Below are 14228 nucleotides of genomic sequence, written 5' to 3'. Positions count from 1 at the left end.
TTTGGATCAACTTTTTGGCAATGACCGGCAATAAAGGCAGCTAAAAAAGAATCACCGCTTCCTATAGTATCGTTAACATCAATGCCAACTCCCAAGGCGTGATACGAGTCATCATTTTTATAATAGGAAGCCCCGGATTCACCCCTGGTTACAACAATTTCTGGAATCTGAAATTTTTCCTGGATGTATTTAACCTGGTCTGACTCTTTAGAAAAAGTTCCGCCGAATAGCGATTGAGATATTTCCAATTCAGCTTCATTGAATTTTACGATGTCAGCTCTTCTGATAAGTTCATACAAAATGGTTTTATCATAAAATGGCGGACGGAGATTGATATCGAATACCTTGGTTCCATTCCCTTCCAATAGTTCAAAAAGTGTATTTCGACTGATGTCATTTCTGGATGAAAGGCTCCCGTAAACCAGGTAGTCTGCGGACTCCATCTGGATATCAATCGATTTTTCATAGTGGATGAAATCCCAGGCAACTGGAAAAACGATCTCATAAGTAACTTCGTTTCCACTACCCATGCTGGCTATAACTTCGCTCGTCGGATATTTCGAATCTTTCTGAATCAAATTTTTGTTAATCCCCCAGCTATCCAGTAAATCTTCCAGTTTCTGACCGTTAGCGTCATTGCCAATTCTACTGATGATGCTGGTACCTACTCCAAGTTTATTCAGGTGATACGCAACATTTAAAGGGGCTCCGCCGGGCTGCGGACCATCGGGCAAAATGTCCCAGAGGATTTCTCCAAAGCAGATAACCGGGCTTCTTAAATTATCAACGTTCATTTTCTCAGGCACACTAGTGTATTACGCTGCTACCAATCTGCTCCAGCGACCTCCCTTTGGTTTCAGGCATTGCTTTCCAGACAAAAATTAATTGAAGTACCATCATACCCCCAAAAAAGAAAAATGTGACCGCTCCGCCTAACGCTTCTGCAAAATAGGGGAAACAAAAAGCGATGATGGCAGCCATCACCCAATGAGTAGAACTTCCCAGGGTTTGCCCCTTAGCTCTTACTTGATTTGGAAATATCTCAGAAATAAAAACCCAGATAACCGCTCCCTGCGAAAAGGCAAAAAAGGCAATAAAAAGCATCACATAAATAGGAATGGCAAATCCACTGGGCTCTTTATCCAAAAATGTGAAACCAACTAATAAAAGAGAAGCGATTAAACCGAAAGACCCGATGATCATTAATAATCGCCTGCCTACTTTATCAATAATGTTTATGGCTAAAAGAGTAAAAACAAAATTAACGATGCCTATGCCGACCGTAGAAAGTAAGGACGAATGAGCTCCTAAGCCAGCCATTTCGAAAATTCGTGGTGCATAGTAAATGATTGCATTAATACCGGATACCTGATTAAAAAAAGCAAACAGCATAGCTAATACAATTGGTGTATTATACTTACCAGAGAATAAACTATTGCCTGCTTTATCGGCCTGTATGTCTGAACCAGATTTTTGGATCGCCGCCAGCTCTTGTTCGCAATTTAATGGATTAATAATCCGAAGTATTTCCAATGCTTTATCTTTTGCCCCTCTTTTAAGCACCAGCCAACGGGGACTTTCAGGAATAAACCGTAAAAGAACCAAAAATAAAAGTGAAGGAACAACCTGTACCCCAAGCATCCATCGCCAGGAACTTTCTCCACCAAAACTGATCAGGTAATTCGACAAATAAGAAATTAAAATCCCTAACACTATATTAAATTGAAAAAGCCCCACTAGTTTTCCCCGGCGATCGGCCGGTGATATTTCAGAAATATAAATAGGCGCCGTGACCGAGGAAATCCCTACGCCTAAGCCTCCCAGGAATCTGAAAATCATAAAAACATACCAATTATCGGCTAGTGCCGTACCCAGAGAGGATAATAAATAGGCGATAGCGACAAAATATAAGGTGTTTTTCCTGCCATAATGATCAGTGGGTTTTGATCCAAATATGGAACCTAATACCGTCCCGATTAATGCTATAGATATGGTAAAGCCATGTTCAAATACCGAAAGTTGCCAGTATTGTTGAATTGCTTTTTCCGCTCCGGAAATAACTGCGGTATCAAAGCCAAATAGAAATCCCCCGAGGGCAACTACAATAGACCAGGAAAGGACTGAATTTTTTTTCATAAATTAGATTTAAATTTTGAATGAAGCATTTGATAGCCTTATCGTTTAAATAGAATTAGGAGACTGAAATTTTATCTCTTGAACTTGTAAATTAAAGTTAATTAAATTTCTCATTAATAATTTAACAGATAAGACTCAGGACTTTATTAAGCACTTTATTAACTATTTATCCATATTGGCTATGAATTTTCCTGATCAATGTAATAACATATCCGCAGATTGGGAATCACTACCTCCAGGAAAAGTTTTTGAACAACTTTTTAAAACCTATTATCCACGTCTTTGTCACTTTTCCTTTCAAATTGTGAGAGATAAGGTGAGTGCGGAAGACCTTGTACAGGAAGCATTTATCAAATATTGGGGCCATCGGGAAGAAATATCTACTCATGATATAGCGGTTAAAAACTTCCTGTATAGTACAGTTCGCAATGCTAGTCTGAATTTGATCAGGCATCATAAGGTAGTAAGCCAATATCTGGAACAGCAGAATCCTGCTCCCATAGAAGAATTTAATATTATTCATTCGATGATCCGTTCTGAAGTATTAGCTGAAATACATAAGGCTCTTGAAATACTGCCAGAGAGCTGCCAGCGTATTTCCAGGATGGGCTATTTAGAGGGGATGAAAAATAGTGAAATAGCCCAGAAGCTGGGATTATCAATAAATACTGTTAAAACACAAAAACAACGCGGATTGCAATTACTTCGCGTGATACTAAAACCTGAAGTGCTTACCGTTTTTATCATGTTATTGCAGCATCATAAGTCCTGATTAGGAATAGACCCTTTGATCTGAATTGGGACACTTCTAAAAAAGCCTTTTTAGGACACATATTTTAATCATTGTTTTTATTGTTGATAAACAGTTTGTCACAACCTGCATTGTAAGAATATTTTAAACATAGTGCATTGTGCTTTTCGGCTAAATTCCGGAGGGTACCATCCGGGTTAACCTCCTTAAAATAAATTTCACATCGGCTTCACCCATTTAAGCTGGTCGGGTGTCCTTATAAAACATGGCGAAAACAGACCAACATCAAGACGTTTTTGAAAATGCCGGACTGATAGTCAGGTATCTTGGAGGCGATCTTACCCCACATGAACAGAAAGCGCTTAATAAATGGTTAGCAGCAGACAAACGGAATAGGCTGTTTCTGGAAACCTTAAGCGATGAAACCTCTTTTAAAAGGGAATTGCAATTTTTTTCATCAGTGGATGTTTCTTCCGCATGGCAGAAAGTAGCACAGCATACCTTTCAAAAAAGAGAAGTTAAACCATGGGAATTTATTGCTAAATGGAAATATGCAGCCATTCTCGCATTTTTTTTAACCGCAGGATTTGCATTTTATATAGGATATAATAAGGAAAAACAAGCTGTTGTCGCTCAACAAATCAATGTGCGCCATAAAGATGATGTTTTGCCCGGTGGCGATAAAGCCCGGCTTGAATTGGCAGACGGTTCTGTAGTGGTTTTGGAAAAAGTTAATAATGGAAGTTTAACGCAACAAGGCGGAACGCGGATAGTTAAACAAGATGGTCAATTGGTTTATAATGCTGCACAGGGCAGTCACCCAGCAGAAAATTTATACAATAAAATTTCTACACCTAAAGGCGGCCAATACCACGTTATCCTTCCGGATGGCAGTAAAGTGTGGCTTAACGCCGGATCTTCCCTTCGCTTTCCTACCGCGTTTACAGGTAAAGAGCGCCAGGTCGAATTAACAGGTGAGGCTTACTTTGAAGTAGCAAAACTAACAACTCTCTCTGACGGAGGGCGGGTGAGGGTACCATTTAAAGTAAAAACGTATGATGTAAGTATAGAAGTGCTTGGTACACACTTTAATGTGATGGCTTATGCGGATGAAAAATCTATAAATACCACCTTGCTGGAAGGAAGCGTAAAAGTTTATGCGCCAATTTCTTCCTTTCCAAAGGAGAGGGCCGGGGGTGAGGTTGCAACCCGCAACTCACAACTATTAAGACCCGGCCAGCAGGCGAAAGTTAACGGGAGCATTCAATTGTTGAATGTAGATACCGAAGAAATAGTTGCCTGGAAAAACGGTTTCTTTCAATTTAATGGTGCCGATGTAAAAACGGTAATGGGACAAATAGAACGCTGGTATGATGTAGAAATTGATTATGAAGGGAAAATGCCCTTGAAACATTTTACCGGGGTTATTTCCAGGAATATCAATGTTTCAAAAGTGCTAAACATGTTAGAATTAACAGGCGGTGTGAAGTTTGAAATAAAAGGGAAAAAGATCAGTGTGGTAAGTAAGTAATAAATGGATAATCAATAGGAAATTCTAATCCAATAATAAATAAAATATAATTTCCTTAATAAAAAAACCGGAAACGATGCAACGTTTCCGGTCAGAATTAATTAAGGCATAAACAAAGCTGCAATCGATAAATTGAACTCAATAATTTAACCTTAACTAGTAAAAGTATGAATCTAAATCCGCTTCACAAAGCGATGTCCTGCCTTAAATATGGAAGCAAGTTTTTCTGTTTATTTTCTGCTAAAACCATGAAACTAACTACACTCTTATTAACGCTTGGCTGTTTACAGGTAAACGCCACGGCCTTTTCGCAAAGGGTTACCCTTTCCGCGCGTAATGTCCCTATGGAAAAGGTATTCAAAGAAGTAAGAAAGCAAACCGGATACCTCTTTTTGTATAATAATGAGTTGTTACAGAAAGCTGAAAGGGTAAGCATTCAAGTTAATAACGCACCGTTGGAGCAGGTACTTAAGGAGTGTTTTGAAGGACAGTCGGTGACGTATACGCTGGTAGAAAAAACTATCATAGTTAAGCCACTGGAGAAATCAGAATTGAAAGCGATTGCGGTGGCTGAGGGTACAATTAAAGGAAAAGTCAGTGACACCAAAGGTATAACACTGCCCGGTGTGACAATAAAACTGGAAGGGGCTTCAACACAAACTGTAGCTACTGATGCTAATGGTAATTATAGTTTTACGAATGTGCCTTCCGGACGTTTTACATTGAGTTTTACCTATCTGGGATTTGCTAAGATAACTAAACAGTTAACTTTAATTGAAGGGCAGGAGAGTGTGATTGATGTGATTTTAATTGAAGAAGCTGGTAGTTTGGATGAAGTAGTGGTTGTTGGCTATGGAACGCAAAAAAAGAGTGACGTGACTGGGTCAGCCGTTAGAGTATCGATGGAGGATAAGGAACTTCAGTCAAACACAAATCTTTTACAAGCCTTATCTGGTGCTTCTGCCGGAATAAATGTTCAAGGAGCCGGTTTAGCAGGAGGCGAACCAAATGTTTCTATAAGGGGACAAACTTCCCTTTCTGCAAGTGGCAATCCTTTAGTTGTTCTCGATGGTATAATTTATAATGGCTCAATTTCCGATATTAACGTCAGCGATGTTGAATCTATAGATATTTTAAAAGATGCCAGTTCTGCTGCAGTTTATGGATCAAGATCTGCCAATGGTGTAATGCTTATCACAACAAAAAAAGGCAAGTCAGATAAACCGGTAGTTGCCTTTAACATGTATAGTGGTTTGCAGGATATGACAAATAATCCAATGAAAGTGATGAATGCAGATCAGTATGCGAACAGGTTAGTGGACTATTATTATCAGCAGGATTTGTATAATTGGTACAAATCAAAACCAACAAGTTCTACGGGTAAACCTGTCAGGCCTAATATTAACGATCGAAATGTCGTTGCAGCCAGACTGAGAACACAGGAGGAGAGGAATAATTACCTTGCTGGAAATCAAATTGATTGGGTTGATGAGGTATTACAAAGCGCTCCGATTCAAAACTACAACCTAAATGTGTCGGGGAAAACTGAAAGGAACAATTATTTTGTTTCGGGCTCATATACTGGTGAGAATGGAATTCTTCAGAATGATAATTTCAAAAGGCTTACACTACGTTCTAATATCGAAAGTAAAGTCACCGATTGGTTTACTTTAGGGTTGATTTCAACCTATTCATATCGTGATTTTTCCGGTTTGCAGGCAAGCCTTGGAGATGCAAGGTCAGGTAGTCCTTTAGCTAATAACAAGATTGGTTTAGATAACTATGATATGTTCCTTACTGGTGAGGCATATATGCCCTATCCTTTAAATAATTTATACGTAAAAAATAGTGATATTAGAAACAATCTGTTCCTTGTAGGAAGTGCGAAGATAACCGTTCCATGGGTTAAAGGCTTGAGTTACGAATTAAACTACTCTAACACTTATACCAATCGTAATAACAACACTTTTTTCCCGGTAACAACGCCAAATGGTTCGGGAAATCTGGGGCAGGCAATAAAGAATCCTTCGCAAAACAGAAGTTGGATTGTTAACAACATAGCCTCCTACACAAGATCTTTTAATGACCATCAGGTAAATGCAACTTTGCTTTACAGTCGCGAAAACAGTCATGCAGAAAGCTCAGTCCTTAATTCACAGGGATTCCCTAATCCTGTTTTGGGATATAACAATATGAGTCTTGGTACTATTGCCACTGTTGGATCAAATGCATCAGAATCCAATGGAATCTCTTATATGGCCCGTGCCAACTATTCCTTTAAAAATCGTTACTTATTGACGGCAACAGTTAGAAAAGACGGTTTCTCAGGTTTTGGAGTAAACACAAAATTTGCAACATTTCCTTCTGTATCAGTAGGTTGGGTAGCTTCGGATGAGCAATTTCTTCAAAATATGAAGGGAGTCTATTTAAAGATGAGAGCTTCCTATGGGCAAAACGGTAATCAGGGAATTGGAAGTTATTCAAGTTTCTCCAGAATGTCAACTGATGCATATGTATTTGGAGCTTCACCAGCTGTTGTTATTTATCCTAGTACATTAGGAAATAATGATCTGGGTTGGGAAAAGACCTCATCTTTAAATATTGGTGTTGATTATGGGTTTCTAAATAGAAGAATTTCTGGGTCTGTTGATGTATATCAAGCTCAAACTACGGATGTGTTGGTTAGTAGAGCTATTCCTCCAACAACCGGATACCCAAGTGTCTGGACAAATATTGGAGCTATTGACAATAAAGGTATTGAATTAGGATTGACAACTATTAATCTGGAAGGCCGTTTCAATTGGAAAACCGATTTTGTTTTTTCGCTCAATAGAGATAAAATAACGAAACTTTATGGCGGTAAAAATGATAATGATGTAGGTAACTCCTGGTTTGTAGGACAGCCTATAGGTGCTATTTATGATTATAAAATGAGAGGAGGCCTATGGTCTGAACAGGAGCTATATAGTGGTAAAACTTTGAAAAATTGGTATCCTGGCCAGTTTAAATACGTAGATCAAAATAATGATGGAATTATTGAACCAAATTCTGACAGAACAATTATTGGAAACCAGGCTCCCAATTACCGGTTAAGTTTTAGTAACACTTTATCCTACAATAACTTTTCATTTTCTTTCTTTCTAAACTCAATACAAGGAGGAAACGGGTATTATTTGGAGAATAACGCTTCTAATATCAATGCTGCAAGTGCACCCGCCGGCCGGGAATCAGCTGGAATAATAAGAAACAATCTTACGGCAGTACGACCTTATTGGACACCTGAAAATGGAGTAAATAATTCTACTGGAATTTATAGTGCACCTGCTGTATGGAGTGGAATTTATGAAAGCAGGGGTTTTGTTCGCTTACAGGATATTTCTCTCTCATATAAGTTAAGTCCTGCTATACTTAAAACATTACGCATTGGTAGCGGACAGGTCTATGTCTCTGGAAAAAATCTTTACACCTGGACTAAGTGGTCAGGTTGGGATCCGGAGACAGGTGTCAGTGATTCACCGCTTATGCGAAACTTTATCGCAGGTTTCAGGCTTTCTATTTAATTAGTTATCCAATTACCTGTTCAATAATTATAGATTTTAAAATTAAAAATCAATGAAAATATATATAAATCAAATTGCCAAAACGTGTTTGTTGCTTACAGGCATTCTTCTATTAATGTTTTCTTCTTGTACTAAGGATGTGCTCAAAGAGACCCCGCTTGATTTTCTTGCACCTGAAAATGCCTATAGCACTGTCCCAGGAATTAAACAAGGGATAGGAGGTTTATACGCTGGCGTACGTCAAAACTGGTATTATGGACCTAATGATGCCGTAACTCAAATGTATGGCATTGGAACTGATTTATCTTATTTCGGTGAAGACCCTGCTAGTGCAAGATTTTTAACAGATTACTCTACTTTTCTCACTCCAGCAAATTCTTATTCCAGCATTTTTTGGACATGGAACTACCAATTGGTACAAAGGGCGAATGTTTTAATTGAAGCTATTGAGTCTTCAAATGCCTCGATTTGGTCTAATGAAGCGCAGAAAAATGCGTATTTGGCTGAAGCAAAATTCTTTAGGGCTTTTGCTTATCGTATTCTGGTTTCATTTTATGGCGATGTTCCCCTGGTTAAGGATGTAGTTAGATCAGCAAAAATTGATTTTGTAAGAGCTCCTAAATCAGAAACATATAAATTAATGGAAGATGATCTCACTTTTGCAACTTCAAAATTACCAGTCCCCGGTAAAGAAGAGGCACCTGGAAGGATTAATCAAGGTGCTGCCTGGCATATGCTTAGTGAATTATACCTGACTGACAATAAATACCAGTTAGCTGTAGAAGCGGCAACAAAAGTAATAGATGGGTATGGTTATGCCTTGATGACAAAACGCTTTGGAACAAGACTTGGCAAGGATGTTTTTGGGTCAGGAGATGCTTATTATGATCTTTTTGGATATGGAAATCAAAATCTGTCATCAAATACTGAATCTATTTGGGTGATTCAGATAGAACCGCTTGTTACAGGTGGGTTATTTGCTGAAGGTGAAAGAGCATTTGGACCAGCATATTACCGGATGGGAAATACTCCGGACGGTTTTCCTGCATTTCGGGGGGAGCTGGTTAATGGTAAGTATACCGGGCTTTCTGATACACTGGGTAGGCCTGTATCGTGGATACGCCCTACTAATTATGTTTCCTATAATATATGGAAAGGTAATTGGAAAAATGACAATAGGAATGCAGAGCATAATATTAAAAGAAATTTTTATTACGATAGTCCCTCATCCAAATTTCACAAGAAAAAGATTGATTTCAGTCTTTATCCTGCTGGATCAAGGGATGCTTTGAGAGATACAACCCAATATATTTATCCATACTTTATGAAGTTTGCTGATCCCGGTAATCATTTTACTGATCCTGCAAGGTCTGGTGGAGGACAAAATCATAAAGATCTTTATGCAATACGACTTGCAGTTACATTACTAATACGTGCTGAAGCTTATGTCCGTTTAAATAATCCTAATGCTGCCGCCTTAGATATTAATAAAATCAGAGCCCGGGCCAATGCAACTCCGGTTTCAACATCAGATGTTAATCTGGACTATATATTGGATGAAAGAGCCAGGGAGCTTTATGGTGAAGAATGGAGAGTTATTACATTACGCCGGATGGGGAAGTTTGTAGAAAGAGTCAAGCTTTATAATAATAATCCAAAAGTTCCGGGTTTGAATGTCAAGGATTTCAATACCTTATATCCTATTCCTCAAAGTCAAATTGATTTAAATATTGGTGCTGTGATAAAACAGAATCCTGGGTATTGAGCAATTAAATATTAAAATTCCAACCAATAAATCAGCATGGCTGGAGCTAATGAAAGCCCTAAGCTTCTATTGGTAGTTGCGTATTTAATACAGATAATTAACTAAAAGGAGATTTAAATTAATTAATAGAAAAATTTTTATGAATAATTACAACCGAAGAAATTTTTTAAGGATGTCTGCAATAGCCGGTGCTGGTTTAAGTATATCCGGCAGCATGAGTTCCCTTTATGCCAAATCTGCCCCCCTCGCAGGGAAAAGGGTAGGAATTATTGGTTTAGATACTTCACATGCAGTTGCATTTACTAAAACATTAAATGCTACGGATGCTGCTGCTGTTTACGGAGGGTATAAAGTTGTAGCTGCTTATCCTAAGGGTAGCAATGACATAGTAAGTAGTGTTGAAAGGATACCTGGATACATTGAGGATGTGAAAAAGATGGGGGTAGAAATAGTAAGCTCCATAGCTGATCTTTTAAAGAAAGTAGATGTGGTTTTATTGGAAACCAATGATGGCCGTTTACATCTTGAACAGGCATTGCAGGTATTTAAGGCTGGTAAGCCAGTGTTTATTGATAAGCCTGTGGCAGCCTCACTGGCCGATGCTTCGGCTATATTTGCCGCTGCAAAACAATACAAAACCCCGGTTTTTTCTTCTTCATCATTAAGATATATGACAGGTATTTCTGACATTGGGCAGGGGAAAATAGGTAAGATACTGGGTGCTGAAACATTTAGTCCTGCAAAATTAGAGAAAACCCATCCTGATTTATTCTGGTACGGTATACATGGAGTGGAAATGTTATTTGCAATAATGGGTACAGGATGTAAAACGGTGACTAGAATACATACCAATGACACTGATGTTGTAGTGGGTGTTTGGAATGATGGAAGGGTTGGAAGTTTTAGGGGTACGCGTAGTGGCAAGAATGATTATGGAGCAAGGGTCTTTGGCGAAAAAGGAAATGTGACTTTAGGAGAGTTCAATGGCTACAATCCATTGCTGGTACAGATCATTAAGTTTTTTGAAACAGGAGTAGCACCAGTGAAGCCGGAAGAAACATTAGAAATAGCCGCATTTATAGAAGCTGCTGATGAGAGCAAGGCTAAAGGGGGTGCTCCGGTAAATATGAAAATTATTTAATAAGGCTAGATAATTACTATTTACAATTCTTATTAATTGTACATCCTGTTGTTCCCAAAGAGATGAATGTACAACAGTCAATCGTGAATCGAAAATTAAGGTAAACTATGAAGGAATTAGATGACAAAACCCGTAGACATTTTATTAAAAATGCGGTTACCGGAGCAGCTGCAATATCATTTGGAGGTATATTGCCGGGATTTAGTGCAAAAAGCTATGCAAATATATTAGGTGCTAATGATCGTATTAGAGTAGCTATGATGGGTGTAAATTCCCGTGGTTTAGCTCTGGCTAATAATTTTTCAATGCAACCTAATTGTGAAGTAACATACGTATGCGATGTCGATAGCCGTGCTGCGGATAAGTGTATCGGGCAGGTTGAAAAGATCCAAAATAAACGCCCTAAGGCCGAGCCTGATTTTAGAAAAGCCCTGGAATATAAAGATGTGGACGCATTGGTTGTTGCTGCTCCTGACCATTGGCATGCCCCTGCCGCTATATTGGCTTCAAAAGCAGGTAAGCATGTTTATTTAGAAAAACCTTGCAGCCATAACCCAAATGAGGGCGAGATTCTTTTAGCAGTGACAAATAAGTATAAGAATGTAATTCAGATGGGAAACCAACGACGTTCATGGCCAAATGTTGTTGCGGCTATAACGGAATTGCATGGAGGAGTTATAGGAAGACCTTATTTTGCTAAAACATGGTACGCAAACAACCGCCCCTCAATTGGAATAGGGAAAGAAGCAGCAGTGCCATCCTGGTTAAATTTTGACTTGTGGCAAGGCCCCGCACCACGCACGGCATATAAAGACAATATCCTTCATTACAATTGGCATTGGTTCTGGAACTGGGGAACCGGTGAAGCATTGAATAATGGAACACACATGGTAGATATTGCCAGATGGGGTCTTGGAGTTGATTACCCTACAAAAGTAACCTCTGCTGGTGGCCGCTACAGATACCAGGATGACTGGCAAACTCCCGATACCCAGGTAATGACACTTGAGTTCGGCAATAAGGCCTCCATTACCTGGGAAGGCCGCAGCTGTAACAGCCGTAATGTGGAAGGTGCAAGCGTTGGTGTAATTTTTTATGGTGAAAATGGCACTCTTCAAATCGACGGTGGCAATAGTTATGCAATTCATGACTTAAACAATAAACTGGTTAAAGAAGTAAAAAATGATATGAAAGTTGATGCCCGGAGCTTAACTAGTCCCTCTCAGGCTTTGGATGCTTTGCATATTAACAATTTCTTTGATGCCATTAAGAAAGGTACCAGTTTGAACTCTGATATCTTAAGCGGACATCAAAGTACATTATTAGTGCAGCTGGGTAATATAGCCCAGCGTACAGGAAGTACATTAGACATTGATCCTAAAAACGGGCATATATTAAACAATAAAGAGGCCTTGAAATATTGGTCGAGAACATATCAAAAAGGATGGGAGCCCAACGTCTGATAAATACTGGCAGATAAACCTATGGCCATTGACAAAGGTTTTTAATAGCTTGGTGAAAGCTTTTTGCTATTGCCGAAAGGTGTGCTTACCCATGCCCTCACCATCACGATGTCCGCATTATTAAAATCTACCTACGCGTATGCGGTTGCACCGGGAGAGTTGATGGCAAACGCATTTATCATACACTGGACAGCGGGACTAGTGAATTAGATGCTTCAACCATCCTGTGAAGGCATGATCATGCGATTTTATTTATAGATGAGAACAGCGCCTCTAAATTAAAGAAAATAGGGAGGATGCCAATTAACCAGCACACACTAATTAATAAATAAAGCTAATCCTTACGAATTTTTTAAATTAATTATGAAGAAAAACACCACCGTAGCTGTAGGTTCTTTAAGTCAGCGGGATACTGTAACCGGGATCCTGATCATCGGATTTCTCTTTTTTATGTTTGGATTTACATCCTGGATTAATGCGATCTTAATTCCCTATTTTAAAATAGCTTTTGAACTTACCCATGTTCAATCGTACCTGGTAACATTTGCTTTCTATATCTCTTATTTACTATTTTCAATACCTGCTTCATACCTGCTGCGAAATGTAGGATTCAAAAAAGGAATGATGATTGGTTTCTGGATAATGTCTGGAGGAGCTTTTCTGTTTGTACCCGCGGCTATAACAATGACCTATGAATTATTCCTACTTGGTTTATTCTCGATAGGCGCCGGACTGGCACTTCTTCAAACTGCAGCCAATCCTTACATCACCATACTGGGCCCAAAAGAACGTGCAGCTCAACGCTTCAGCATCATGGGCATTTGCAACAAGGGCGCCGGGATCCTCGCACCCTTATTATTTGCAGCAGTTATTTTCAGAGCTACTGATAGTGACATGTTTGATAATCTTTCAAAGATGGATGTTGCAGAAAAGAATGCAGCATTGCATGAACTGATTCAAAGGGTAATTGTTCCCTATGCGTGTGTTGGTACCTTTCTTTTTCTGCTTGGCTTATTTATCCGTTTTTCTCCGCTTCCTGAAATTGATACAGAGCATGAAAGTGATGATGTTGCGCTGGCAAATACCGGAAAAACTTCGATCACTCAGTTTCCTCATCTTATCCTTGGGGCTATTGCCATATTTCTGCATGTCGGAACGCAGGTTATCTCTATAGATACTGTAATAAGTTACGCAGCAACTATGAACCTTAATTTAATTGAAGCTAAAGTATTCCCCTCGTATACTCTTACAGCACAAATTTGCGCATATATAGTCGGTATCATCGCCATCCCGAAATTTATCAGTCAGTTAAATGCCCTGCGTATCAGCACGATCCTGGGTATTATCTTAACCCTTCTCATTGTATTTGCAAAGGGTCAGGTTACCTTCCTGGGCCACACTACAGATATTTCGATCTGGTTCGTAGTTATGCTTGGACTTGCAAATTCTCTGGTATGGGCAGGAATATGGCCGCTGGCGCTGGATGGTCTGGGTAGATTTACTAAGATCGGAGCTTCTTTGATGGTTATGGGTCTGGCGGGTAATGCGATCCTGCCGCTTATTTACGGTTATTTTGTAGATCTGTCCAGTGCGCGTCAGGCTTACTGGGTTCTGTTCCCTTGTTATGTGTTCCTTGTCTTCTACGCATTCTACGGTTACCGGTTTAAGAAATGGGCTAAATAATCTTCCCTGAAATTAAACCGTAGCTTTTAACCAATCCTATACTATTACCTATTCCACGTGAGGCATGGGAAAGGAACAGAGCTCTTGTGCAAAATCCGGGTTATACTTTTAAATTTAAAATTCTAAAATGAAAATCTTAACAAAGTTCATATTGCTTTTTTTTGTTGTATTTGCCAATCCGGTAAGGCTGAAGGGGCA

Annotated in this window: 9 protein-coding genes; 7 read left to right on the top strand and 2 right to left on the bottom strand. The window is 39.1% G+C overall.

Annotation, left to right across the window (positions count from 1 at the left end; genetic code table 11):
* A partial coding sequence (locus ACLL8Z_RS03410; RefSeq protein ID WP_411273352.1) for a carbohydrate kinase family protein occupies positions 1–794 on the bottom strand: 794 nt, incomplete at its 3' end.
* 13 nt (positions 795–807) lie between these two features.
* The gene (locus ACLL8Z_RS03405; RefSeq protein ID WP_411273351.1) at positions 808–2136 is read right to left on the bottom strand and encodes a sugar porter family MFS transporter; all 1329 of its coding nucleotides are present in this window, start codon (positions 2134–2136) and stop codon (positions 808–810) included.
* Between the two features lie 181 nt (positions 2137–2317).
* Here ACLL8Z_RS03405 and ACLL8Z_RS03400 point away from each other — a divergent pair, with 181 nt between their 5' ends.
* The 7 genes from ACLL8Z_RS03400 to ACLL8Z_RS03370 all read left to right on the top strand — a co-directional run bounded on the left by ACLL8Z_RS03400 (position 2318) and on the right by ACLL8Z_RS03370 (position 14030).
* Positions 2318–2908, top strand: a complete 591-nt coding sequence (locus tag ACLL8Z_RS03400) for an RNA polymerase sigma-70 factor (RefSeq protein ID WP_411273350.1) — start codon at positions 2318–2320, stop codon at positions 2906–2908.
* Positions 2909–3152: 244 nt separating this feature from the next.
* Entirely contained in the window at positions 3153–4418 is a 1266-nt protein-coding gene (locus ACLL8Z_RS03395; protein WP_411273349.1) for a FecR family protein, read from the top strand.
* 248 nt (positions 4419–4666) lie between these two features.
* On the top strand, positions 4667–7978 hold the full coding sequence (locus ACLL8Z_RS03390; RefSeq protein ID WP_411273348.1) for a TonB-dependent receptor: 3312 nt from the start codon (positions 4667–4669) through the stop codon (positions 7976–7978).
* A 52-nt stretch (positions 7979–8030) separates the two neighbouring features.
* Positions 8031–9743, top strand: a complete 1713-nt coding sequence (locus ACLL8Z_RS03385) for a RagB/SusD family nutrient uptake outer membrane protein (protein WP_411273347.1) — start codon at positions 8031–8033, stop codon at positions 9741–9743.
* Between the two features lie 139 nt (positions 9744–9882).
* On the top strand, positions 9883–10884 hold the full coding sequence (locus ACLL8Z_RS03380) for a Gfo/Idh/MocA family protein (RefSeq protein WP_411273346.1): 1002 nt from the start codon (positions 9883–9885) through the stop codon (positions 10882–10884).
* Positions 10885–10991: 107 nt separating this feature from the next.
* Positions 10992–12347 (top strand): Gfo/Idh/MocA family protein, encoded by a 1356-nt coding sequence (locus ACLL8Z_RS03375; protein WP_411273345.1) that lies wholly within the window; start codon positions 10992–10994, stop codon positions 12345–12347.
* Positions 12348–12710: 363 nt separating this feature from the next.
* Entirely contained in the window at positions 12711–14030 is a 1320-nt protein-coding gene (locus ACLL8Z_RS03370; RefSeq protein ID WP_411273344.1) for a sugar MFS transporter, read from the top strand.
* Positions 14031–14228 lie beyond the last annotated feature (198 nt).

This window comes from Daejeonella sp. (assembly GCF_046590655.1).
GTDB lineage: Bacteria > Bacteroidota > Bacteroidia > Sphingobacteriales > Sphingobacteriaceae > Daejeonella.
This window is presented reverse-complemented; position numbering and strand designations above follow the sequence as displayed.